Source organism: Streptomyces clavuligerus, assembly GCF_005519465.1.
GTDB classification, from domain to species: domain Bacteria; phylum Actinomycetota; class Actinomycetes; order Streptomycetales; family Streptomycetaceae; genus Streptomyces; species Streptomyces clavuligerus.
The window spans coordinates 685,419-710,411 of sequence record NZ_CP027858.1 but is presented as its reverse complement, the minus strand read 5'-3'; the positions used below and the strand labels follow the sequence as shown (position 1 = coordinate 710,411).

Sequence of the window (24,993 nt, the reverse complement as noted above, 5' to 3'; positions counted from 1 at the left end):
GACCATGAACACCTCTGTACGCAACACGGGACGGCTGATCACGGCCGCGCTGCGCGCCCTCCTCGTCCTCACCGTGGTCTGCGGCGTCCTCTACCCGCTCGCCGTGACCGGGGTCGCCCAGACCCTGTTCTCCGGCAAGGCCAACGGATCGGAGATCAGCTCCGGCGGCAAGGTCGTCGGCTCCTCCCTCATCGGCCAGACCTACCACCTGCCGCTGAAGAACCCCGAAGACCCCGACGAGGCCCCCCGCCCCGACCTGCGCTGGTTCCAGCCCCGGCCCTCCAACGGGCTCGGCACCAACAGCGTCAACACGCAGTACTCCCTCATCCTCTCCGGGGCCACCAACCGCTCCGGGGACAACGAGGACCTGATCCAGTGGGTCAAGGACGCCAAGGCGGCCGTCGTCCGCGACAACTCCACCGCCGGGCACCGCGTCGACCCCGAGGACATCCCGGCCGACGCCGTCACCTCCTCCGGGTCCGGCCTCGACCCGCACATCTCGCCCGAGTACGCCCGGCTCCAGATCCACCGGGTCGCCGAACGGAACGAACTCCCGGCCGACCGGTTGGGCGCCCTGGTCGACGAGCACACCGACGGACGCGTCCTCGGCTTCATCGGGGAGCCCCGGGTCAACGTCCTCGAACTCAATGTCGCCCTCAGGGAGCTGACCGGCTCCGGTTCCTGACGGCACATCCGACAGCAGGGCCTCCGGCGGCCGCGCGCACGACGCGGCCGCCGGAGGCCGCTGTGCTGTACGGCGGCGCCGGGCCCGCACCGCCTCCGCGCCCGCACCGCCTCCGCGCCCACGCCCCTGCCCCTGCCCGCGTCCGTGCCCGCGCCGGAGAAGCTGAACAATGCGGCCCGACCGACCGTGCAGGGGGTGAATTCCCCTGGAGGAGCGCGGACGCGACCTCATCCCTGTACCGAAAGGTCCGGTGATGGCCCCGATATACAGGAACACTGCGGTACAGACAGACAGGTTCCGGTTTGTCCCGACGGCCGTGGGCATGCTGCGGGCCGCTTCCCCCACACCCGGGGCCACCGCCCACGGACCCGCCGACGACCGCGCCGCCGCCCGCGCCGCTTCGGTACGGAAGGACGCCCGGTGAACGGCCCGGTGCTCATCCACGACGCCGTGGCCCAGTGGGCGGAACACACCCCCGACGCCCCCGCGCTGATCACTCCGGAGCAGCGGATCAGCCACGCCCGGCTCGACCGGGCCGCCGCACTCTGCGCGGCGGCGCTCGGGGAGTACGGCGTGGGACCGGGCGATCTGCTGCCCGTGATCCTCCCGCGCTCGGCGGAACTGGTGCCGGTCCTGCTCGGCATCCTGCGCCGCGGCGCCGGGTACGCGGCACTCGACCCCCGCTGGCCCGCCGGGCGGATTCGGGACCTCCTGGAGGCCCTGAACCCACCGCTGTGCGTCACCCGGGGCATCGTGCCCGGCGGACCGGCACCCGGATGGGCCCCGCCCGAGGGGCTCTTCGCACCGCCGCCGCGGAAGCCGCCCGCCCCGCGACCGCCCGGCCCCGGAGCCGCTCGCACCGTCCCGGACGCCCCGGCCGTCCCTGTTGTTCCGACCGCCCCGGCCGTCCCCGCCGCCCCGGCCGTTCCGGGGCTCCGGCCGGCAGCCGGACCCGATTCCCCCGCCATCGTCTTCTTCACCACCGGAACCACCGGCACCCCCCGAGGGGTCATCTCCCCGCACCGGGCCACCACCCGGCTCGTCCGGGACGCCACCGCCTGGACCGGCCCCGGACGGATCATGGCCCAGACCGCGCCCGCCTCCGGGGACACCTACTCCCTGGAGGTCTGGGTGACCCTCGCCGCCGGAGGGGCCTGCGCGATCCCCGGGGACGGTGGCCACCCCACACCCGCGCGGCTGCGCTCCCTCGTCCGCGGCTGCTCCGTCGACACCGTCTTCCTGACCACCTCCCTCCTCAACCGCCTCATGGACGAGGACCCGGGCTGTCTGAGCGGGCTGCGGACCGTGCTCACCGGCGGCGAGCGCATGTCCGTCCACCATGTACGGCTCTGCCGGCTCACCCACCCGGGTCTGGAGATCGTCAACTGCTACGGACCGGCCGGGAACGGGGTCCTCGCCACCGTCCGCACCGTGCGCCCGCAGGACCTCGCCGCCGCCGGGGGAGTGCCCCTCGGCACGGCCGTCTCCGCCACCGGCCTCCACATCCTGAACGGGCAGGACCCGGCGCCGCCCGGTGGGACCGGCGAGATCTGTCTCTCCGGCGGCGGACTGGCACTGGGCTACCTCGGCGACCCCTGGCTCACCGCCGAGAGGTTCCCCACCGTGTCCCTCGGCGGCCCCGCCACCCGGATACACCGCACGGGCGACCGCGGCGCGCTCGGCGCGGACGGCGTCCTGCGCTTCCAGGGGCGCGACCGCCGCCAGGTCACCATCGGGGGACGGCGCATCGACCCCCAGGAGACCGAGGACGCGGCCCGCCGCCTCCCCGGGGTCACGGAGTGCGTCGTCCTGCCCGTGTACGGGGAGCGCGAGACCGATACCCGGCTGGCGCTGTTCTACACCGCGTCCGCCGCCCTGACCGCGGACACCGCCGCCGCCGACACGTGTGCGGCTGCCGACGCCGACGCCGCCGACCTCACCGCCGCCGACACGGGCACCGGGACCGGCGGCGGTCCCGATCTCTCCCCGGCCGGTGTGCGCCGGGCCCTCGCCGCCGTCCTGCCCGCCCCGCTCGTCCCCCGGCTGATCTCCCGGCGACCCTCCTTCCCCCTCGATCCGCACGGCAAGACCGACCGGAGCGCGCTGCTCGCGCTGCTCCTGGCCCCGGACCCCGGCCCGCCCCGGCCCGACGCCCCCCGGACAAGGAACCCGTCATGACGACCGGCCCCGCCCCCCGATCCCCGCTCCCCTCGTACCCGCTCTCCCCCGAGCAGGAGGCGATCTGGCGCGACGACACCCGGGGCGACGGCACCCCGCAGTACGTGGAGAACTGGGTGCACCGCCTCATGGGCCCCGTCGACCCCGGCGCGGTCGAAGCCGCGCTCACCGCCCTCGTCCAGCGGCACGAGGCACTGCGCAGCAGCGTGCGGCGGATCGGGCCGGAGCTGCGGCAGGAGGTGCTGCCGCCGATGCCGGTACCGCTGGCCCGGCGGCGGACCACCGCCGAGGACCTGCCCGCCGCCCTCCGTGAGGCCGTGTCCGTGCGGCTGCCGCTGGACCGGCCGCCCCTGCTGCGGGCGACCCTCCTGGAGACGACACAGACGACACAGACGACACAGACGACACAGACGGCACAGACGACGACGGAGGCGGATACGGCGGATACGGCGGAGGCGGAGACAGTGGCGGGCCGACGCGGCGCCGGGGCGGACGGCCGGACCGGTGACGCGGTACTCGCCGTCGCCGTCCACCGCGTCGCCGTCGACGCCCGGTCGCTGCATGTGTTCGACGAGGAGTTCAGCAGCCTCTACCGCGCCGCCCTGGGCCTGCCGGAACCCCCGCTCCCGCCGGTGCCGCTCCAGCCCGGCCCGCTCGCCCTGGCCCGCGGCGCCCGGCCCGCCCCGTGCGAGGCGTCCCTGGCCTACTGGAGGGGCGCCCTCGACGGGGCGCCCCCCGAGTCCTCCTTCCCGCTCGACCGCCCCCGCACCGACACCCCCGGCGGCCGGGGCGCCGTGGTCGACCTCGTCCTCGGCGCGGGGACCACCGCCCGGCTCTACGGACGGTGCCGGGAGCTGCGGGCGACCCCGTACGCCGTACTCGCCGCCGCCCTCGTCGCGCTGATCGCCCGGCACGGCGGACAGCGGGACCTCGTCATCGGCGTCCCGGTGCCCCGGCGCGACGCGGCCACCGCCGCGGCCGTGGTCGCCCGTCTCGGGGGCGCCCTGCCGCTGCGCGCCCGGCTGGCCCCGGACACCACCTTCGCGGAACTGGTCACGGCGGTCGCGGACACGCTCCGCTCCGTCCGCGCGCACGCGGACGTCCCCCTGACCCGGCTGCTGCGGGAGGCCGGGGCCGCCGGGCGGTGGGGAGCCGCCGGGGAGCAGCGCCCCGGCCGCCCCCCGGCCCCGCTGTTCCAGGTGGTGCTGGCCGTGGACGACGGGCCGCCCCCGGGTCTCGCGCTGCCGGGTGTACGGGCCGAACGGCTCCGTCCCCACAACGGCACCGCCGCGTTCGACGTCCTGCTCCACCTCGTCCCCGACCCCGGTGCCCGGACCATCTCCGGGCGGCTGGAGTACGCCGCCGGACTCCTCACCTCCGCGACCGCCCGGCGGCTCGCCGACCGCTTCCGCACCCTGCTGGACGACGCCCTGGCCCGCCCCGGCGCCGCGGTGGCCCGGCTGGCCGCGCTCACCCCGGACGACCACGAACGGGCCACGCTGACCTGGGCGCACGGCCCCGCCCCGGTGGCCGGCCCGGCCCTCGCCGCCGAGGCGTTCGCCCGGTCCGTCCGGCGCGCGCCCGCCGCCGTCGCCGTCGAGCACGGGACGGAACGGCTGACCTACGCCCGGCTCGACGCGGCGTCCGACGCGGTCGCCGCCCGGCTGACGGCGGCCGGACACGCCCGTGCCGCCGTCGGCGTGCTGCTGCACCCCTCCCCGTATCTGCCCGTCGCCCTCCTCGGGGTGCTCAAGGCAGGCTGCTGCTGTGTCCCGCTCGACCCCGCGCACCCGGCCGGGCGGCTCGCCTCCGTGCTGGACGACAGCCGGGTGACGGCCGTGCTGACGGACCGCCGCACCGCGCGCTCACCGGCCGTCGCACGGGCACGGGCCGAGGTCCTGCTCGTCGAGGAGTGCCGGGGCGGCGTCCGGCGCGGCCCCGCCGCCGTGCGCGTACGCCCCGAGGACCCGGCCTACCTCGTCCACCCGGCCGGCTCCACCGGCCGCCCCACGGGGGTGCTGATGCCGCACCGGGCCCTCGCCGCCGTCGTCGCCCGCCAGGTCCGCCGCTCCGGCCGGCTGCCGCTGAGGACCGCCCAGTTCGCCCCGTGGGGCCAGGACACGGTGTTCCAGGAGGCCCTGAGCACCTGGGCCGCCGGGGGCACCCTCGTCCTGGCCGACCGGGAAGCCCGTCGCGACCCGGTGCGGCTGCTCGCCCTGCTCGACGCCCACCGGGTGGAACGGCTCTTCCTGCCCGCTCCCGCCCTGCGACGGCTCGCCGAGTGCGCGACGGCCGCCGGGCGCCGCCCGGCGGCCCTGCGGGAGGTCGTCGTCGGCACGGGCGGGCGGCTGGAGATCACCCCCGCCGTACGGGCGTTCTTCGCCGGGCTGCCCGGCGGGGTCCTCGACCACCAGTACGGCCCGCCCGAGACGCATGTCGTGACCGCCGGACGTCTCACCGGGAACCCCGACCGCTGGCCGGAGCGGGTGGACATCGGGCGGCCGGTGCCCGGGGCCACCGTCCGCATCCTCGACGAGGGGCTGGCGCCCGTACCGCCGGGCGGGCTGGGGGAGCTGTGCGTCGGCGGCACGGGTGTCGCCCTCGGCTACCACCGGCGGCCGGACGCCACGGAGGAGAGGTTCGTCCCCGACCCGTTCACGGCCGGGCGGCTGCTCTTCCGGACCGGGGACCGGGGCCGTCATCTGCCCGACGGCAGGATCGATGTCGTCGGCCGGTACGGCGACCGGCCCGCCGCACCCGTGAACACGGCAAGGGCCACGGACGCGGCGCGGGGCACCAGGACCACGGGGCCGAACGGGGCCACCGGAACCGCGGGAAACACAGGAACCGCGGGAAGCACAGGAACCGGACAGGGCACGGCCCTCGGCCGCCGGGTGGAGCCCGGCGCGATCGGGACGGCGCTGAACGGCGTGCCGGGCGTCGCCGGGGCCGTCGTCACCGCCGCCGCGTTCCCCGTTCTCCCGGCCCTCCCGGCGGCCTCGGACGGCCCGGAGACCGGGGAACGCCGGGGCCGACCGGCGTCCCCCCGCGTCCCGGCGGGCGAGAGGCTGCCGGAGCCCGCCGAACTCCGCCGGACACCGCGCGAACGGCCCCCTCAGGCCCTGGCGTCGTCCCTCTGCGTCCCACCGGCCCGGCCGCCCCGCACCGAGGGCGGCACCGTGGACCGCACGGCCCCGCCCGCGCCGTGCGACCCCCGGCCCCACGCCGTGTCCCCGCCGCTCCCGCTCCGCGCGGCGCGTCCACCGGGCCCGGCGGGGTCCGCGGCGCCCGGGGACCGGCCGCCCCGCCCGCCGGGCCCCGGGGCCCGGCGGCCCTGAGCACCGGCCAGGGGCTCAGGGGGGCCCGAGCCCCTGGCCGGTCCGCTGTCCCGCGCGCACCCGTACCGGGGCGCTCCGTGGGGCGGCGGCGGCCCTCCGTCCCCCGCCGCGACGGCTCCGGAGGGACGGAGGGCCGGGTGTCCGAGGGAGGGGCACCCGGCCCGGGGGGCGTGAACAGGCGACGGCCCGCGCGCGTGGCCCGGAAGGCCAGTCCCTCGCGCTGCGGGCACTCCTCTTCCGACGGCCCGCGTGGCGCGTGGCCCGGACGCCCCGGACCGTCGCGGCGGAGGGCGGCGGAGCACTCCTCCCGGACGAGGAACTCCCGCGTGCCCGGGGCGACCGCGCCCCGCCCGCAGCGCTGCGCGGGACAGCGGCCGAGGAGGGGTCCGGCCCTCGTGGCGCGGATTCACGGGAGCCCGGCGACGGCCGCCGGGGCCGGGGCGGACCACGGCGGCAGGCCCGGTCCGGCGGCGGGCACCCGAACCGTGCTCGGGAGCACGGCACTGCCCACAGGCACCACGGATCTTCCTCGCGCCGGTCGCGCGCCGTCGGTTCCCCCGCGCCCGGCGCCCGGATCACCACGAAGACAGCCCGCGGTGGCAACCGCTCCCGGCCTCGTGGATCACGACGAAGACAGCCCGGAACGGGAATCGCCCGGCACCCCTGCCCCGTCCGCCCCATGGGGCGCGCGTCACCCCGTACCGTCCGCGGCCCGGAGGGCGGAACGCGCGCCGCCGTGGCGCTTTCCGCCCCCGTACCTCGTGGACACCCACGAACACGGCACGGGGCCCGCCCGTACCCGAGGGTGCGAGCGGGCCCCGTGCGCGGCTGCGGGAGCGTCAGGTGCCGTGGCCCGTGGGGGAGGGGGAGCCCTCGGGGTCCGCGGGCTCCGGGGCCTTCGGCCCGGCGGCCGGCGCGGCCTCCGGGGCGGCGGGCGCCGACGGCTCCGCCGTGCCCGAGGCTGTGCCCGAGGTCGTGCCCGCCCCCGCCGTGCGGCGTTCCAGCAGCGGCAGCACCAGCGGCTCGGTCCAGCGCGCCGCCAGCGGCCCCAGAACGACCAGGATCAGCACATACGCCGTCGCGATGGGACCGATCCGGGGCTCCGTCGCGACCGCGAGACCCGCGATGACGATGGAGAACTCGCCACGGGCCACCAGGGCGCCACCGGCCCGGAGCCTGCCCTTGGGCGCGATGCCCGCGCGCCGGGCCGCGTACCAGCCGGTGAAGACCTTGGTGACGGCGGTGACCACCGCGAGCAGCAGCGCGGGCAGCAGTACCGGAGGAATCTCGTTCGGGTCGGTCGACAGCCCGAAGAAGACGAAGAACACCGCCGCGAACAGATCCCGCAGAGGTGTCAGCAGCTTGCGCGCGCCCTCGGCGACCTCGCCCGACAGGGCGATGCCGACGAGGAACGCGCCCACGGCGGCGGACACCTGGAGTTCCTGGGCGATGCCCGCGACCAGCAGGGTCAGCCCCAGGACGACGAGGAGCAGCATCTCGGGATTGTCGGAGGAGACCGCGCGGCTGATCACCCGGCCGTGCCGGAGCGCGAGATAGAGCACGATGCCGACGGTGCCGAGCGCGATGAGCAGGGTGATGCTGCCGCCCGCGAGCCCCACGCCCGCCAGCAGCGCGGTGAGCAGCGGCAGATACACCGCCATCGCCAGGTCCTCCATCACCAGGATGCCGAGGACGACGGGGGTCTCCCGGTTGCCCAGCCGCCCCAGGTCGGTGAGGACCTTGGCGATCACGCCCGAGGACGAGATCCAGGTGACGCCCGCCAGCGCGACCGCCGCGACCGGCCCCCAGCCCAGCAGCAGCGCCGCAGCGGCCCCGGGCAGCGCGTTGAGGACGAAGTCGACCAGGCCGGAGGGGTACTGCGTCTTGAGGCTGCCGACGAGTTCGGACGCGCTGTACTCCAGGCCGAGCAGCAACAGCAGCAGGATGACGCCGATCTCGGCGCCGACGGCGATGAAGTCCTCGCTGGCGCTGAGCGGCAGCAGCCCACCGGTCCCGAAGGCCAGTCCGACCAGCAGATAGAGGGGGATGGGGGAGAGTCCGATCCGGCCCGCGAACCTGCCGATGAGCCCGAGGCCCATGATGATCGCGCCGAGTTCTATCAGCAGGGTGGTGGTCCCGTGCACCTCAGCCTCCGGCGATGATGTCGGCGAGGGCGTCCACGCCCTCACGGGTGCCGACGGCGACCAGGGTGTCCCCCGTGGTGAGCCGGAAGTCCGGCCCGGGGGACGGGTGGGCGCCGGTGCGGCGCAGCACGGCGACGATGGAGGCGCCCGTACGGGTGCGCGCCGCCGTCTCGCCGAGGAGCCGTCCCGAGTACGGGGAGCGCGCGCCGACCGGGATGTGCTCGGTGACGAGGTCGATCCCGTCGGTGCGGACGGCGTCGATGGGCGCCGGGTCGATGAGGTGGGCCAGCGCGGTGGCCTCGTCGGAGGAGAGCGGCACCTCCAACTGGCAGGCGTCGGGGTCCTCGGAGGCGTAGAAGCCGAGGAAGCGCCGGCCGTCGTGGTGGACGACGACGGAGATGTGCCGTCCTTCCTCGGTGATGAAGTCGTACTGTGTCCCGACTCCGGGCAATGAGGTGCGGCGGGTGCCCATGCTCGCCTCCCAAGACGTGGTTCACCCGCTCACCGTGAGCGGGTGAGCGGTGGGGTGGTTATGAGGTGTACGCAACAGTCTACGAAGAAGATCACCGCAGCTCGCGGCCGGGTAAGGGCACCCGGCGCGGTGGAGCACCGGACCACGGACGGTGCCCGGAGCCCGCAGCCCGGGACGGTGCGCGGGCCGAACCGGGCGTGGTACCGGTGCGATTCCGGAGCGATCCCCGGGCCGCCCGGTGCCCTGCCGGTGCGACGGCGGGTGCATCGGCGGGTGCGACGAGGAGCAACGCCGGTGCCGGTGCCGTGCCGGTGCGGTGCCGGTGCCGCGGCAGGGCGGCGGTCAGGGCACGGGAGCGCGTTCCGCGTGGGCCAGCGGGTCGGTGAGGACGTCCCGCACCACGAGGGCCGCCGCGCCCCGGGCCGCGTCCGCGGCGGCCGACGAGGGACGCAGCCGCGTTCCGGCGCGGGGCCAGAGCCCGGAGACGGCCCGGGCGGACAGCTCGCCCGCCGCCCGGGGCACCAGCCAGGGGGAGAGCGGACGATAGATCCCGCCGAGCACGACGGCGGCGGGGTCGAAGAGGTTCACCGCCCCGGCCAGCACCCGGCCCAGCATCAGCCCGGCCCGCTCCAGCGCGGCCACCGCGCGCTCGTCACCGCCGCGCGCCCGCCGTTCCAGCTCGGCCACCGAACCCGTGGTGTCCGGGTCGTCCTGCCCGCCGACGCCCGCGGCGCGCAGCAGCGCGAGCCGTCCCGCGTACTGCTCCAGACACCCGCGGGCACCGCAGCGGCACTCGGGCCCGTCCGGTGCCACCGGGGTGTGCCCGATCTCCCCGGCGAAGCCGTGCGCCCCGCGCAGCAGCTCGCCGCCGATGACGAGCGCTCCGCCGATGGCGGTCTCCCCGCCGAGGTAGAGAAAGGTGCGGACCGTTCCGAGGCCGCCGAACCACAGCTCCGCGAGGGCCGCGAGATTGGCCTCGTTCTCGGAGCGGACGGGCAGCGCGGGCCGCCGGGGCCGCAGCGCCGCCAGCGCGGCGGCGAAGGAGTCCTCGGCGGGCACCCGTGTCCACCCGAGGGCGGCGGCCTGCCGGACCGTGCCCGAGGCCACCAGGCCGGGCAGCGCCAGCGCGACGCCGACCGGCCGCAGCCGCTGCTCCTCCGCCGCGCCGAGCGCCCGGGCGGCGATCAGTGCCGCGCGCCGCAGCACCTGGGCGGGCGGCGCGCACCGGTTGTCCCGGTGCTCGACGAGACGGACCCGGTCGGTCCCGGCGAGGTCCACCACGCAGACGCTCACCGCGTGGCTGTCGATCTCCACGCCGATCCCGGCGACCCCGGTGCGCGCCACCGTGAGCACGGTGCCGGGCCGTCCGGCCTGTCCGCTGAAGGTCTTGCCCGACTCGGAGAGATACCCCAGCTCCAGCAGTTGTTCCACGAGGGAGGAGATCGCGGCGCGGGTCAGCCCCACCCGGGAGGCGACCCCGGCGCGGGTGATCTCGCCCGCGTCCCGCACCGCCCGCAGCACCAGGCTCAGATTGTGGCGCCGTACCGTGTCCCGTCCCGCCTTCGGCTCCAGCGGGTCCCGGCCCGGGGCGGGGAGGGAGGGCAGCCGGAGACGGAGGGGGCCTTCGACCACCGGGTCAGCCCTGGGGCCCGCGATATCCCAGGGATGCCTCGATCCGTCCGGCGAGCCCTTCCCGGCGGCGGTGGCCGCGTCCGGTGGAACCCGCCAGCCAGGACCGGCACTTGCTGCCGAGCAGCAGGCCGAAGCTCTCGGCCTCGTTCTCCTCGTCCTTGTCGAAACGGGTCCGCGCCACCACCTTCAGCACGGTGTCCTGGAGGTCCGCCTCGTCCGACAGCAGCCGGGCGGCGACGGCCGCGCCCTCGATGTGGTGGGAGCAGTGTCCGGCGTTCATGTGCCACAGCTCGTGGCCGAGGATGACGAGCTGGTGGTCGGGGGCGGTGCGCTCCTCGACGACGATGAGGTCCTGGTCGGTCATGTCGAGCCAGAGCCCGCTGGCGGTGCCCGGGGGGAAGGTGGCCATGCGGTAGCGGACGGGCCGGCCGCGGCGCGAACTCATCTGGGCGCAGAGGGAAGCGTAGAGATCGGCGGGCTCCGCCGGGGCGGCCAGATCGAGCCCGGCCACCAGCTCGCCGCAGAGCCGTCGCATCTCCTTGCCAATGCTCACCGTTCTCCTCTCCCCCGCAGTGGCCACGTGCGCGCGTGCGGCTCAACCCTGCACCCGGATCAGGGGTTTTCTGAAGTCATGTTTCCGTCGGCTTTGGGGAATCGGCCGGATTCACCGGCTTGACGCTCTCCAGGAGCATGTCGAGCCATTCGGTGACCTTGTCGCGGTGCTTGTCGGTGGGGAGCTGGGCGGCGCGCCAGGCGATGCCGCGGACGCCGTGGTCCTGGAGCAGCCGCTCCAGCGGGTCGGTGTCGGCGGCATGCTGGGCATGCTCCTGGAGCAGCCGCTGCTCGGTGCGGAGCAGGGCGCTGTTGAGGGCGTCGGCGTCGTCGGCGGTGAGGAAGCCCGCGTGCACCCCGAAGAAGCGCTGGATCGCGTCGCAGTGCTCCATGGTGGGGCGGCGGTCGCCGTTGATCAGCGCGCCCGCCTGCTGCCGGGACATCCCGGCGCCGTCGGCGATCTCCTGCTGGGTGTAGCGGCGGCCATTGGGTTTGAGACGAGTACGGCGCAGCAGACCGAGGCGCTGGAGGAACCGGGCCTGGAGGTCCGGTTCGCCCGCGGCGCGGCCCTCCAGCAGGGCGGCGACCACGTCGGCGGGTACTCCGGAGGCGTCCGAGAGCCCGTGCACCCCGAAGACCTCGCCGAGGTCCAGTCCGCGCCTGTTCGCCAGTTCGGTGACGCGGGCAACCGACGCCGCGAGGGCGCCTGCGGCTGCCGGGCCCGGAACCAAGAAGCCGTCTGTCACCAGTGGGTCTCCTAGATCACGCGAGATGGCTCCGCACACAGTTGGCTGCCCGGAGAGTAACCGTTCCTCGGGCGCACAGCCAGGTCTTGCCACAGCTGTGGCGCGTTCTGGACGTTCAGCGTCGCAGAATGCCACGATAGTTGACATGACCGCGCTTCCGGTAGCAGGATCGCGGAGCGGGGTGAAGATCCAAAGGGCGCTGCCGCAAGCGGGACTTCGAGAAGGGTGGCGTTCTCGATGACACATGACACGGGCTCCGGCCGGTCAGGTCTCCTCGGGCGTCGGACATGCACGACGGGGAACGGCCGGGGGACCCTCCGGTCGAGAAGGCTGTCGGACATCCTCCGCGGGCGCAGGGAGGAACTGGGCCTGACCGTGGCGGAGGTCGCGGCCCGGCTCGACATCAGCGTCGGCACCTACACCGACTGGGAGGCCACCCCCTCCGAGGAGTGGACCGAGGACAAGCTCTACGCGCTGGTCAAGGCGTTGGAGATGACCGACCAGCAGGGCGGCTGGCTGTTCCGGCTCGCCGTGGACCGCGAACCCACCCGGCCACTGGGCGCGCCCGCGGCCCCGACGGCCTCCTCGATGGGCCCCGCGCGCCCCTCCGGACCGGCCTTCCCCGCCGTGCGGGTCCGTCCGCACGCCCCCGTGGTGCCGCCGGTGCAGTCCCGGGCCGCCGCGAGCGGCACCGGGCCCCTCGCCGAGGACCCCGACACCCAGGAGTACCTGCGGGACTACGCCGCCATGATGGACGCCGTCCCGCTGCCGTCGGTCCTCTTCGACCGCCGCTGGGACGTGACCCACGTCAACCCCGCCTTCCAGGCCCTCTTCCGGGCCATGGGGCCCCACCCGACGGCCATGCCGGACCAGAACTTCCTGCGGTTCGTCCTCTTCCACCCCGACGCCGGAGCCGTCCTCGGCGACCGGGAGACGAGCTGGTGCCTGCCGCTGCTCGCCCAGCTCGAATCCGCCCTGGAGCGGTACGAGGACGACGGGGTGCTCCAGGCCATTCGCGGGGAGATCGCGGACGACCCCATCATGGACGCCGCCTACCGCTGCGGACTGCCGCACTGGATGCGGGTGGCGGGCGCGGCGGCCGTCCACCACGACGGGGCGGTCCGGCCGCTGCACCACCCGGACCCCCGGTGGGGGCGGTCCGAGTGCCGGATCGTGGACGAGACCCCCGCGAGCCTCCAGGACCGGGGCTACACGCGGATGACGCTGGTGCTGCGCGAGCACGAGGAGCACACCACCCCCACGGTCCGCCGGGGCAAGTCCCATCTGCGGGCGGTCTCCGGCGGCTGAGCCCCGAGCGGGGCCACCGGGAGACGGGTCCCGGTCCCACGGGGGAGGACCGGGGCCCGCGTCCGGCCCCGCGGGCGCCCGGCCCCTCCCGGACGGGCCGCCGAGCGCTGCCCGACGGCCGCGCCCGGCCCCGGGCCGTCTCACACTCTTGTCAGGTCTGCGCCGGAGCAGCAGGATGGCGGTCATGCCGCAGCCGTCCCCGGAAGACTTACCACCGCCCGGCTCCTCCCGGACGGGCCGCCGAGCGCTGTCCGCCGCCCCGACGGCCGGGCGCGCGGCCTCCCCCGCGGGGCGGGGCCTCGGGGCCACCGGTCGGTATCCCTCCCGGGAACGGCGGTCCCCGGCACCGGACCCGGCCCGGTGCGGACCGGCACCCGGACGGCCGGTGCGGCCACCGCACCGGTGCGGCGGCCGGGCCCGGGGTCCGGCCCCGCCGGGCACGGTGCGGTGCGGCGGACGGCAACCGCCCCCGAACGGAGCCGTCCCGAACGGAACCATCCGTCCCGAAGGGACGCGCCCGGCCGACAGCGAGGTGTTTTTCGAGGAGCGGACGGTGGGACGCGCGGTTCCGCGCGGCCCCGCCGCCTTCCCCGTACCCCGCTGACGGCCTCCCCGGGTGAGCGGCGCACCGGAGCCCCCACTCCGGCGCGCCGCCTTCACGGCCCGCACCGTCCGGCCACCTCCCCCATCGGGTGGCCGGCAGCGGGCCGGATTCCGAGACCAGGCCCCCGGCTTCCCCCGCGCGGGGGCCTGGTCTCTCCCCTTCCCCCTCGGTGGTCCGGCCTGTGCGATCGGGCTTCCCGCCTCCCGGGGGAGGTCCCCCGGAGCCTCGCGGCCCCCGGGGACGGGAGACGGATGTACTGCTGCCCTTCCCTCTACGCTGTCTGCGGTATCCACCGCCTCTGGCGTTGTGCGTGGTTCGTCCTGCGGGCCGCGTCCCACGGGGTGCGCGGGACGCCGTATCCGGTGCGGCACCGGGACGCCGGTCAGCCCGGGGCCGCCGCGGCGGCCCAGCGGGGCTCGACCCCCGTGAGCTGGCAGACGTTCAGATAGAGCGGGATGGGCGGGGTGTAGGGGCTGCCGTCCTCGGGCCAGCTGATCAGCCGGGGGCGGCAGCCCGGCACCCGGGCCCCCGGCGCGTAGTGCGCGGGCAGCGGCCAGGTCAGCTCCTCGTCGGAGCCGGTGGGCACGATCCACCACCACCAGTCGGCGTCGGCGTAGACACAGCCGCTGCGCGGCAGCCGCGCCAGCAGCCCCAGGCCGTGCCGGGCCGGGACCCCGACCGCGTCGCAGCCCAGCGTGGGCACGAGTGCCGGAGGCAGCTCCAGCCGGATCAGCGACCGCCCCTCGCCGGTGCACGCGGGGCCGCCGGTGCCCTGCTGCCCGCTCCAGCGGACGGCGGACATCCGGTGCCTCAGCACGCTCTCTCCGTCCCCCGCGCGGGTCCCCGGTGCAGCGAGCCCGGCCTGGTGGCCCGTACCGCGGGCGGCGGCCCCTGCTCCCCGGCGGCCCGGACGGGCCCCGGGAACTCCGCTCCGCGGGAAACCCGCAGATGCGCCACCTCCGCCCAGACGGTCCGCCCCGTCCCCTGGTGCGCCTCGTGCGCGCCCCAGGCGGTGGAGACCGCCTCGACCAGCAGCAGCCCCCGGCCGCGCTCCTCCGCCGACGGTGTGTGGCAGACCCGCGGCCCGGCGGGCCCGCAGCCCTGGTCCCGGACGCTGACCCGCAGCCGCTCCACCCCGTTCAGCAGCTCGCAGGCGATCAGATGGCTTCCGCTGTGCACGACGGCGTTGGTGACCAGCTCGGAGAGGACCAGCATCACCGTGTCGTGGACATCGCCGCCGATGCCCCAGTGCTCCAGTCGGGCGCGGGCCAGCCGACGGGCTCTGGAGACGTACTCGACACGCGCCGGCAGCTCGAAGCCGTACCTGTGGTGGTCGACCCCCGAGCACGGGTCCAGGAGTGGTGCGTGGAGCGCGTCACGATTCACCCGACCACTGTCGCCCTGAAATGGACAACTTGGCAAGGGCCACTCTGAATTTTTCAGAGTGGGCATATTCATCGATGCGGGCCCATGGCAGACTTCTCGGCAACAGCACGTGGGGAGGTCGGAGAAGTGAGTGAACCGCGGTCCGCCCCCACCGTGGGGCAGGTCGTCCTCGGCAAGCGCTTGCAGGATCTGCGGGAGCGGGCCGGGCTCAAGCGCGAGGAGGCCGCGAAGGTCCTTCGTGTCGCCGCGGGCACCATCCGCCGTATGGAGACCGCCGAGGTCGCCCTGAAGATCCCCTATGTCCAGCTGCTGCTGGGTGCCTACGGGATAGACGACGAAGAGGCGCGCGGCTTCATCGAGCTGGCCGAGGAGGCCAACAAGCCGGGCTGGTGGCAGCGGTTCCACGATGTGCTGCCCGGCTGGTTCAGCATGTACGTCAGCCTGGAGGGGGCGGCCAGCCTCATCCGCTCGTACGAGCCCCACTTCATCCCCGGTCTGCTTCAGACGGAGGGCTACGCCCGGGCGATCATGACCAGCGGGGCCGTGGGACAGACCGACCCCGAGGACATCGAGCGCCATGTGGCGCTGCGGATGCAGCGGCAGGCCCTGCTCACCCGGGAGGACGCCCCCCGGCTGTGGGTGATCATGGACGAGACGGTCCTGCGCAGGCCCGTCGGCGGTCCGGAGGTCATGAGAGGCCAGATCGACAAGCTGCTCGACGGCATGGAACTGCCCCATGTCACCCTGCAGATCGCGGAGTTCGCGACCGGACACCACCCCGGTACCTATGGACCGTTCGTCCTGTTCCGGTTCGCGGTGCCCGAGCTGCCGGACATGGTCTACAGCGAGTATCTGACCGGGGCCGTCTATCTCGACGCGCGTCCGGAGGTCGCCTCCCATCTGGAGGTTCTGGACCGCATGGCGGCTCAGGCCGCGACTGCACAACGCACGAAGGAGATCCTGAGGGGTCTTCGCAAGGAGCTGTGAATGGATCACGTATACAACGGCATGCCCGCCACCGACCTCGGCGAGGTCGGCTGGCACAAGCCGTGGAGCGGCGGCAACGGCGGAAACTGCTTCGAGACCATGAAGCTCGCCGACGGCCGGGTGGCCGTGCGCCAGTCGGCGGACCCGGAGAGTCCCGCGCTGATCTACACACCCGGTGAGATCGCGGCCTTCATCCAGGGGGCGAAGTCGGGCAAGGCGGACTTCCTGCTCACCTGAGCCGTTCTGTTCGGGGCGATGGAAATCCCCCACACACATCCATACGAAGCGCGATGGCGTGCGGGCCCGGCTGCCCGCCCGCCATCGCGGCGTTTCAGCAGCTCATCAGGGCGCGGCCCGCCGCGGAGGCAGCAGGGTGACCAGAAAGGGCCGCGCGGAAGAGATATTACCCGAAGCGTCGATCGTGCGGTACTCGATCGTATGCGTTCCGTAGTCGGGGGTCGCGTCCTCCCAGGGCACGCCCCGGTGGGTGCCCAGCTTGCCGTGGACCAGCCCGTCGATCTCCGTTCCGCCCGGGGTGAAGCGATAGGGCTCCCGGGCGTCCGTGGGCCAGCCGTAGTAGGTCTGCCAGCCGTCGCCGTCGACGCGGAACTGGGTCACCACCGCGCCGCCGCGGTCGTCCCGGCCCGTCAGCCGCATCGTGAACGGACCGTCGTAGACGTACTCCACCGGCCGTCCCGGCCGGTGCACGGTCCGCAGCGGCTCCGACAGCTCAGGGGCGGCGACGGCGGGGGTGGCGTCCACGGTCCAGCTCAGCCGGGCGTCCGTCCCGGCGATCGCGGCCGTGAGCCGGTGGGTGCCGGGTGGCAGCCGCAGCGCCCCCAGATCCAGGTCCCGGTCGTTGCCCGGGTTGGCCAGCGGACGCCCGTCGAGACTCCAGCGCACCGCCGGGGTGCCGTCGTCGGGGTGCGTGGTGTCCGCGTACACCACGCCCCGCGCCCCCACCGGGGAGTCCGTCGGGGTGTGCGCCGTGAACGCGACAGGCGTGCGGCGGAACGGGGTGGTCAGCCCCGGGTCCACCGTCCAGGTGACAGTGCGGGTCAGTGCGGACGAGCCCCGGATCGCGGGGTCGCGGACGAACGGCGTGGGGTCGGTGACGGTCGCCGTCACGGTGTGCCGGCCGGGCCCGAGCCCGAGGGGGCGCAGATCCAGCGTCCTGGCGTTGCCCGTGCCCCCCGCCTCGCGGCCGTCCACCCGCCACACCACGCGCAGCTCCCCGCCCACCGGGTGCAGGGTGTCGACCCACAGCACCCGGTCGGCGCCGACGGGCGCGCCCGTGGGGGTGTGGCCCTGCACCAGATCGACCAGCGCCGCGGTCCGCTGGACCAGGATCTCCCGGCTGACCTGGTCGAAGGCATAGCCCAGCGTCCGCATCATCGAGTGTCTGCTGGGCCGCCACACCCCCCGGGTGAGATAGAGGCCGCCCTCGTGGCGGCCGATGACCCCGCCCGACTCGCTGGGCTCGCCCAGCCAGCGCCACCACTTGGCGCGCCGCTCGCGCATCAGCGGCTCGCTGAGGACCGTGTGCTGGCGGGAGGCGGGCTCCGCGCCGGGGTGGGTGCCGCCGGGGACGCCCCGCGCGTAGTAGTCGTACTCGTCCTGGAGCCCGCCCAGGGTGTGGCCCAGCTCGTGCGGGGTGATGAGGGACGAGAGGGCGCTGCCGCCGGAGGCCGTGGCGTGGGCGCCGCCCGCGCCGCCGTACGTGGTGCTGTTGGCCAGCGCCACGATCTGGCGGTTGGCCGCGCCCGCTCCGGGGACGAGGGCGGCCAGCGCCTGCGCCGCCGTGCCGTCCACCGTCAGCAGCCGCTGGACCGACGCCGGGTCGCAGCCGCCCCAGAAGCCCATCCCGAGGGCGGTGTCCCGGCGCGGCGAGGACAGCCCGGGGTCGCAGTCCACACCGGACTCGGCCGACGCCGTCTCCACCGCCCACACATTCAGGTACGAGCGGTACGAGGCGAAGGGCTCCAGCGACCACAGCGTCTGGAGGTGCCGCTCCACGTCGGCCCGGAACCGGGGCAGTTCGGCAGCGGTGTAGCCGTCGCCCAGGAAGATCAGGTTGAAACGCTTCTCCGCCGGTCCCGTCGTCCGGACGGGGACCACGGCGGCGGTCTCGGTCAGCGGCGCCTCCCCGGCGCGCGCCTGTGCGGAGGGCGCGGCGTTCAGCAGGAGGGAGCCCAGCAGAGTCGCGCCCGCGACGAGCAGTGAGGTGCCGCGGGGGCGTCGTGCACCGGTCGGCGTCATGCCCCCGGAGGGTAGGGGCCGCCCCCGGGGCCGTAAAGGAGGCCGCCCCGGATTCGGCCGGGCCGGTCGGCAGGCTCCGCGATGCCGGGCGGCCCGGGGCCCGCCGTCGGTCGTGACGGTCCGTCACGACAGCCGGTTACGGTGGGGGGATCGTCGATCATATGAGGTGGGAAGCGTGCAGGAGACAGTCGGGACCGGGGAGCAGCGGGCCGCCGGGGCGGCCCCCGCCGACGGGGGCCGTGTCCACGAGGGGGTCTGGGTCTCGGCGCCGTACCGGGAGAGCGCGGCCGACGCGCAGGCGCTGATCCTCGTCGACGCGCAGAGCGCCTTTCTGACCGGGTCCCACGCCGTGCCGGACGCGGCCGGGCTGACGCTGCGGCTGGCGGCCCTGCTGGAGCGGGCCCGTGCGGCGGGCGCGGTCGTGGTGCATCTGCGCAACGACGGGGAGCCGGGCGCGGTGGACGAGCCCGGCTCCCCCGGCTGGGAGCTGCTGCTGCCGGTGCGGGAGTCGGACCGTGAGCATGTCGTGCGCAAGGACGAGGACGACGGCTTCGCGGGGACGGGCCTCGCGGAGCTGCTGCGCGGCCGGGGCGTCGGACGGGTGGTGATCGCCGGGGTGCTCTCCGAGATGTGTGTGAGCGCCACGGCGGCGGGCGCGGTCGAGCGGGGGTTCGCCGTGGTGCTGCCCCATGACACCCATGCCACCTACGGCCTGGACGACATCCCGGCCCCGGTGGTCTCCCGGGTGGCCGAACACGCCCTGGGCGACGATCCGGAGCTGGTGCGCTCGGCGGACCGGGTCGGCTTCACCGCGCCGTCGGGCGGTGTCCCTGGCTGAAACCCTATGGCCGCGGTACCGCCCGGACGGGTCGCTGTCCGATCCAACATCGGGATGTTCAAACATCCTTTGCGCAACATGGCTGATCCCGCACTGAATCTGGCTCAATTAACGAGGACGGAAAGAGGGTACATAGTCCGAAAGATGGCAGATGAATCCGTAAGAAGTCGCGTTTTACCGGAAGTTCGGTCGGGAGTTATCGCCGAGTGATGTCCGACCGGCGGACGGGACGGAAATCTGCGGTGGAGAGCGAGCGATCACGCCATTTTTTTGGGAATCAGGCTTGATAAGGCGGCGTGTTGGGGTGTCTACTCATGATCTCTTCATGATCAGCCGGTGACTTTCCGGAGCCACCGGCCGGTCATCAAGGGCATCCATCCGGCGAAGTGTGTCTTTTTCTCAGGAGATTCCGTGCGTCGTTGTGCGCCCAGAAGGACGACCGCCGTCATCGCCGCACTGGCGTTCCTGGGCGGTGGGGCGGCCCTCGCGGCTCCTGCCTCCGCCGCCCCCGCCGGACCGGCGGCCGGTACCGCGCTGCGCTGCGCGACCCCGGGCGACAGCCGCGATCTCGACCTGCCCGGAGACAAACCCGACACCCAGGTCCACGCGGAGAACTGCGTCCAGATCCAGTCCGGCGCCACCGGTCCGGTGACCGGACGCACCGTCCTCCACTGGGGCATCCTGGTGGACCAGGTCATCGACCGGAGCAAGCGTTTCACCTCGGTCAAGGTGACCACGCGGCTGGAGAGCCGCCCCACCGCCACCGGGTCCGACACCGTACGGTCCAGCCGGACCTGCGACGTCACCGCCGACCTCAACGCCGCCTGGGCCAACTCCACCGGCCTGAACTGCCATGCGGCACCGGTCGACTACGACGGTCAGTGGTGGTCCACCGACGCGACCGTCGTCTACGACCTCGAAGGCGACGGCAGGGGCCCCGTCACCTGGGAGCTGCTCGGCTCCCCCCAGACAAAGGTCTGAACCACTTTCGCAGCCGTGTTCCCCACCGGGGAGCACGGCTTCCCGCTGTCCGAAGTACGCCTGTCCGGTCTGTTTTTCATGGAATTTCCATGGAATTTCCCCGGACTCCGGGCGTCTGTCGGAGCGGACACCACCGTGCCCCCGCCGAATCGGCCGGGGCCATGCAGAACAAGCGGCACCATTCGGAAAGGAATCCCACCGCTTTGAGCAGATCCAAGCGCAGTTATGGGCTCAACGCCGCGCGCGTTCCCATAAGTTGTGCCATTGCCACGGCGATAGCCTTCGGCAGCGCGCTGTACGCCAACGCCGCCGAACCGACGCCTCCCGCCAACGCCGCCGAGGGCTGGTCCGAGGGCGCCGAGCCCGCCGCCCGCGCGGACAAGGAAGGCCACAAGGACCGGGTTCCGGCCAAGGACCGCACCAAGGTCCTCGGCTCCGGGTACACCACGTCCACCGACACCGCGTGGACCACGATCGGTGACGCCACCGGCTTCCATCTGCTGACCGCCGACGAGAAGGACGGTTACCGCTGGAAGACGGCCGCGACGCTGGCCGAGCCCGGCTTCGTCGACACCGACACCTGGATCGGCAACGCCTGCGTCACCGCCTCCGGTGACCGTGCCGTGGTCGCGTACGCGCCCCGCACCTTCACCAACAAGCTGGACCTGATGGCCCGTGGCGCGTTCACGGCCACCGTCGACCTGAACACGGGCGCGGTCGAGAAGCTCCCGTACCAGGCCAGCCTCGCCTACTTCTCGCCCGGCTGCGGCGACGGCGAGCAGGCGGTCCTGTCGCAGTTCACCGACGAGAAGACGTCGAAGAAGAACGAGACGCGGCTGATCACCGTCGACGCCCGCAACGGGAAGACGGCGAAGCCGATCACCGTCAAGGGCCAGGTGACCTCCGCGGTCCCGACCCGCGACGGCATCGTCGCCGCCCAGGGCAACGCGATCGTGCGGGTCGGCCAGGACGGCCGCTCCACGCTGGTCACCCGCACCGACAACGTGCCCTTCAGCCTGTCGGTGACCAAGGAGGGCGGCCTCGCCTTCGTCGACCGCAAGCACGACGCGAAGAAGGCCGGCAAGGCCCGTGCCGCCGGGGCCCGCTCCGACGAGCTGGCGTCCGCCGGCCAGACCTCCCGGGTCAAGTATCTGACCGGTGGTGAGGTCAAGGGCCGGGCCGCGAAGGCGCGCACCGTCGCCGAGGGCAATCTGACCTCGGTCGACCTCACCCGCTCCGCGGACGGCACCGCGGTCGTCACCGGCCACGCGAAGAACGTCGGCGCCCTCCCCGCGAGCGTGCGCAACCCCGGTGGCCTGGACAAGGACGCCGTCGTCTCCACCAAGGCGCGTTCCTCCGTGTTCAGCTCCTGGGCCGACGGCAAGGACACCCGCATCCGGCCCGAGGAGTACGCCCAGGCGCGTACGGCCCGCATCGCGATGCGGCACCTGCCCACCGGCCGTGACTCGGTGCTGGAGGCCAACCCGGCCGCCGCCCCGGTCAACCCGGACCCGGCCGAGGGCGCCGGCCGCTCCCCGGCGCTCGGCGTCGCCCCCGCGGGCAGCCCGAGCACGGCGGGCGGCAAGGCCCGGCTGAGCATCGCCGAGCCGGAGGCGGAGCGCACCTGCGCCGTCGAGCGCGGCAACCCGCAGAAGCAGGCGTTCCAGCCCAAGCCGCGGCAGATCGAGTGGGCCGTCAACCGCGCCATCGAGGGCACCCTCGACGCGAAGGTCTCCCGCCCGGCCAACTGGAAGAACATGGGCATGGGCGCCTACTCGCCGCAGGCCCTCGCCGGCGGTCTCACCGCGCTCACGGGCGGCGGACGCATCCCGGCGCAGGTGTTCCTCGGCATCACCGCCCAGGAATCCAACATGTGGCAGGCCACCCGCTTCGCCGCGCCGGGCACCACCGCCAACAGCCTCATCGGCAACTACTACGGCGTCAAGCACAACGCGCACGGCCAGGTCAGCGACCCGTGGCTGATCAACTGGAAGGCCGCCGACTGCGGCTACGGCATCACCCAGGTCACCGACGGCATGCGGCTGCCGAACAAGCCGTACGAGAACGGCACCGTCCGGCCGTCCAAGCCGCGTCTCTACCAGGAGGCCGTGGCGCTGGACTACACCGCGAACGTCGCGGCAGGTGTCAACATCCTCGCCGAGAAGTGGAACCAGACCCGCGGCGAGGGGATGACCGTCAACAACGGCGACCCCAAGCACATCGAGAACTGGTTCTTCGCCCTGTGGGCCTACAACTCGGGCTTCTACCCCCAGGCGAACGCGGGCACCAACAGCGGCAAGTGGGGCGTGGGCTGGGCCAACAACCCCGCCAACCCCACCTACAAGCCGAACCGCACCCCGTTCCTGGAGGGTCCGACCGGCGCGGACGACTACTCCCACGCCGCCAAGCCGCAGTTCTGGCCCTACCCCGAGAAGGTCATCGGCTGGGCCGCCCGCCCGCTGGAGGCCCTGGAGGAGCCGGGCAAGATGGTCCACGGCTACCGTGCCGCGTGGTGGACCCAGACGTCCTTCCGTACCCTGGCCAAGCCCCCGGTCGGTCTCTTCTGCAACACTTCCAACGAGTGCGACCCGATGAAGATCCAGGACGGCGCGTCGAACGACTCGCCCGCGACCGGCCCGTGCCAGCGCGCGGACTGGAAGTGCTGGTGGAACGCGAAGGTCGAGTGGAAGAAGTGCGAGAGCTCGATGTGCGGCTTCGAGCTGTTCCGCTTCAACAGCACCTATCCCGAGGAGGCGGACGGCAACTCGCACCCGCCCCGGTGCAACTCCGGACTGCCGATCGGCACCACGATCGTCGACAACGTGAACACCGGCCAGCGGATCGCGGGCGCGGACTTCCGGCGCTGCACGGACACCGCGCAGTCGTCAGGCTCGTTCTCGTTCAACTTCGCCTCACCCTCGGCCAAGATGGACACCCATCAGCTCGGCGTGGGCTACGGCAACCACATGTGGTTCTCCACCACCCGTAAGGCCGCCTCCGCCGAGGCGCCCCGGATGAAGGTCACCGGCACCTGGACCGGCCCGAGCACGGTCTCCGGCTGGACCCGTGTCCTCGTCCACATGCCGAATGTCGCGGCCCGCTCGCAGCATGCCAAGTACACGGTGTCGGGCACCAACTCCACCTCGCCGCAGCGGGTCGCCCCGCAGCGCATCCGCAGCAACGAGTGGCGTTCGCTCGGTGTCTTCAACTTCACCGGCACCCCGTCGGTGTCCCTCTCCAACATCACCGAGGAGAAGGTCGGCGTCGACATCGCGTGGGACGCCGTCGCCTTCCAGAAGCTCAGCTCCAACCCGACCCACGTGGTCGGCATGGGCGACTCCTTCGCCTCGGGCGAGGGCGCCGACACCGACGGCGGCAAGGACTACTTCCGCGAGACGGACTACAAGGAGTCCCTCGGCGGCACCGAGGTGAAGAACACCTGCCACCGCTCCAAGCACGCCTGGGTCCGGCAGGCGACCCTGCCCGGCAAGACCCAGTCCATCGGCGCCATCTCCGACGCCTACGGTGATGTCGACCTGAACTTCATCGCCTGTTCCGGAGCGCAGACGTTCAACATCTGGAAGGGCGGGAAGCTCCAGGAGAACTCCCTGCCGCAGATGGAGCTGGGCTACCTGGACAACAACACCGACATGGTCACCCTCGCCGTCGGCGGCAACGACAGCCTGTTCGTGCCCATCATCGAGGAGTGCATCTACAAGGCCGGTCTGCTGATGTGCCAGGACGCCGAGATCGGCGTTCCGGACCCGAACACGGGTGACGACACCGGGACGAAGAGCGGGCCGCTGAAGAACTTCATCCCCGGCTGGATCACCAATCAGGTCAAGCCGAAGATCATCAGGGTGCTCAACGAGATCAAGACCGCGGCTCCGAACGCCAAGATCTTCCTCATGGGCTACCCGCCGCTCCTCAGCGGGCTCGGCCAGTGCATCCCGGGCATCGGCACCGGCGAGGCGCCGTGGCTGAACGAGCAGGTCGCCCCGCACCTGGCGACGGAGATGGGCAACGCGGCGGCGGCTGTCGGCGCCACGTACGTCAACCCCGCGCAGGACTTCGCGGGCAAGGCCGTCTGCGGTAACCCCGAGTCCATCCACGGCATCGTGCTCAGCGGCCGTTCCGAGGCCGACACGGACGCGCCCCTGCCGTCGATGAAGTCCTTCCACCCGAAGATCGAGGGCGCGCGTCTCTACGCCAACGCCCTGGACCGCCACCTGTAGGGGTCCCCGGACGGATCGTCACTGATCACGTCCCGGTCCGAACGATGTGAACGGTCTGAAACGATGGGCCCCGGCGCACTCCGCGCCGGGGCCCATCGCCGTGTCCCGGGCTAGGATTCGCCATGCCACTTCACCGCGTACGACTTCTCAAGGGCACCCTCGCCGCCGCGGTCGCCGCGGCCGTCTGCCACTCCGTCATGTCCGTCGGGTATACCTCGGCCCGTGAAGCGGGAGCCGATGACGGCCCCTGGGGCGGCATCGTCGAGTTCGGTTTCGCCACGGGTGCCTCGTGGATTCTCATGCCGATCCTGCTGTGGGCCGGTATGCGGCTGATGCGGGAGAAAGGCACCGTCCTGCTCGCCGTCGTCGGCGGCTTCGTCTGGTTCCTGGTCTCCGGCTGGTTCATCGACGACATCGACAGCGTGGGCGGCCATATGCCGTTCGCCGTCCTCATCGCGTACGCCCTGACGGCGGGAGCCCTGGCGGGCGTCGAGCCTGCCCGGAGGTGAACGGCCCGCCTGCGCCCGCCTCCGGGCCGGACGATTACCCCGTGCCCCGTGCCCCGTGTCGGCGTGGACGATGGCCCCGTCCCGGGGCGGTTCCCCCGGGGCGAGTGAGCCCTCGCCCTTTGCCCTGCCCCGTCCCTGG

General features: G+C 73.8%; 18 protein-coding genes. 10 read left to right on the top strand and 8 right to left on the bottom strand.

Going from position 1 to position 24,993, the window contains the following annotated elements; translation table 11 throughout:
* Positions 1-4 precede the first annotated feature (4 nt).
* From CRV15_RS02855 to CRV15_RS02845, 3 genes are all read left to right on the top strand, one after another.
* The gene (locus CRV15_RS02855) at positions 5-685 is read left to right on the top strand and encodes a potassium-transporting ATPase subunit C (RefSeq protein ID WP_003958846.1); all 681 of its coding nucleotides are present in this window, start codon (positions 5-7) and stop codon (positions 683-685) included.
* A gap of 420 nt (positions 686-1,105) precedes the next feature.
* Positions 1,106-2,863, top strand: coding sequence for an AMP-binding protein (locus CRV15_RS02850; RefSeq protein ID WP_009997957.1), 1,758 nt, complete (start codon positions 1,106-1,108; stop codon positions 2,861-2,863).
* Positions 2,860-6,201, top strand: a complete 3,342-nt coding sequence (locus CRV15_RS02845) for an AMP-binding protein (protein ID WP_065757076.1) — start codon at positions 2,860-2,862, stop codon at positions 6,199-6,201. Before CRV15_RS02850 ends, CRV15_RS02845 begins: the two co-directional genes overlap by 4 nt.
* 839 nt (positions 6,202-7,040) lie before the next feature.
* On the opposite strand, the gene CRV15_RS02840 is transcribed toward CRV15_RS02845, so the two are convergent.
* From CRV15_RS02840 to CRV15_RS02820, 5 genes are all read right to left on the bottom strand, one after another.
* Positions 7,041-8,345, bottom strand: coding sequence for a cation:proton antiporter (locus tag CRV15_RS02840; protein WP_003962421.1), 1,305 nt, complete (start codon positions 8,343-8,345; stop codon positions 7,041-7,043).
* A gap of 1 nt (position 8,346) precedes the next feature.
* Entirely contained in the window at positions 8,347-8,817 is a 471-nt protein-coding gene (locus CRV15_RS02835; RefSeq protein ID WP_003962422.1) for a cation:proton antiporter regulatory subunit, read from the bottom strand.
* A 342-nt stretch (positions 8,818-9,159) separates the two neighbouring features.
* Complete coding sequence (locus CRV15_RS02830; RefSeq protein WP_003962423.1) at positions 9,160-10,449, bottom strand: ROK family transcriptional regulator; 1,290 nt, start codon at positions 10,447-10,449, stop codon at positions 9,160-9,162.
* Between the two features lie 4 nt (positions 10,450-10,453).
* Positions 10,454-10,984 carry a hypothetical protein gene (locus CRV15_RS02825; RefSeq protein WP_003962424.1) on the bottom strand — a complete coding sequence of 177 codons (531 nt, stop codon included), beginning with the start codon at positions 10,982-10,984 and terminating at the stop codon, positions 10,454-10,456.
* Between the two features lie 94 nt (positions 10,985-11,078).
* On the bottom strand, positions 11,079-11,747 hold the full coding sequence (locus tag CRV15_RS02820) for a helix-turn-helix domain-containing protein (RefSeq protein ID WP_009997963.1): 669 nt from the start codon (positions 11,745-11,747) through the stop codon (positions 11,079-11,081).
* Between the two features lie 375 nt (positions 11,748-12,122).
* Between CRV15_RS02820 and CRV15_RS02815 the strand changes: the two genes are divergently transcribed.
* The gene (locus CRV15_RS02815; RefSeq protein WP_009997964.1) at positions 12,123-13,055 is read left to right on the top strand and encodes an MmyB family transcriptional regulator; all 933 of its coding nucleotides are present in this window, start codon (positions 12,123-12,125) and stop codon (positions 13,053-13,055) included.
* 986 nt (positions 13,056-14,041) lie between these two features.
* Here the strand turns inward: CRV15_RS02815 and CRV15_RS02810 are convergent.
* Positions 14,042-14,461 carry a hypothetical protein gene (locus tag CRV15_RS02810; RefSeq protein WP_003962427.1) on the bottom strand — a complete coding sequence of 140 codons (420 nt, stop codon included), beginning with the start codon at positions 14,459-14,461 and terminating at the stop codon, positions 14,042-14,044.
* A gap of 8 nt (positions 14,462-14,469) precedes the next feature.
* Positions 14,470-15,045, bottom strand: a complete 576-nt coding sequence (locus CRV15_RS02805; protein ID WP_009997965.1) for an ATP-binding protein — start codon at positions 15,043-15,045, stop codon at positions 14,470-14,472.
* Between the two features lie 126 nt (positions 15,046-15,171).
* Between CRV15_RS02805 and CRV15_RS02800 the strand changes: the two genes are divergently transcribed.
* Positions 15,172-16,032, top strand: a complete 861-nt coding sequence (locus tag CRV15_RS02800; protein ID WP_009997966.1) for a helix-turn-helix domain-containing protein — start codon at positions 15,172-15,174, stop codon at positions 16,030-16,032.
* The gene (locus tag CRV15_RS02795; protein WP_003962430.1) at positions 16,033-16,269 is read left to right on the top strand and encodes a DUF397 domain-containing protein; all 237 of its coding nucleotides are present in this window, start codon (positions 16,033-16,035) and stop codon (positions 16,267-16,269) included.
* Positions 16,270-16,374: 105 nt separating this feature from the next.
* Here CRV15_RS02795 and CRV15_RS02790 read toward each other — a convergent pair whose 3' ends face one another.
* A complete protein-coding gene (locus CRV15_RS02790; protein ID WP_009997968.1) occupies positions 16,375-18,291 on the bottom strand; it encodes a M64 family metallopeptidase in 1,917 nt (638 codons plus the stop codon).
* A 175-nt stretch (positions 18,292-18,466) separates the two neighbouring features.
* Between CRV15_RS02790 and CRV15_RS02785 the strand changes: the two genes are divergently transcribed.
* The 4 genes from CRV15_RS02785 to CRV15_RS02770 all read left to right on the top strand — a co-directional run bounded on the left by CRV15_RS02785 (position 18,467) and on the right by CRV15_RS02770 (position 24,854).
* Positions 18,467-19,129: an isochorismatase family protein gene (locus tag CRV15_RS02785; RefSeq protein ID WP_009997969.1), complete on the top strand. Its 663-nt coding sequence runs from the start codon at positions 18,467-18,469 to the stop codon at positions 19,127-19,129.
* A 411-nt stretch (positions 19,130-19,540) separates the two neighbouring features.
* Positions 19,541-20,110 carry a hypothetical protein gene (locus CRV15_RS02780; RefSeq protein ID WP_003962433.1) on the top strand — a complete coding sequence of 190 codons (570 nt, stop codon included), beginning with the start codon at positions 19,541-19,543 and terminating at the stop codon, positions 20,108-20,110.
* A gap of 203 nt (positions 20,111-20,313) precedes the next feature.
* Positions 20,314-24,345, top strand: a complete 4,032-nt coding sequence (locus CRV15_RS02775) for a GDSL-type esterase/lipase family protein (RefSeq protein ID WP_003957686.1) — start codon at positions 20,314-20,316, stop codon at positions 24,343-24,345.
* 122 nt (positions 24,346-24,467) lie between these two features.
* On the top strand, positions 24,468-24,854 hold the full coding sequence (locus CRV15_RS02770) for a hypothetical protein (protein WP_003957687.1): 387 nt from the start codon (positions 24,468-24,470) through the stop codon (positions 24,852-24,854).
* The last annotated feature ends 139 nt before the right edge of the window (positions 24,855-24,993 follow it).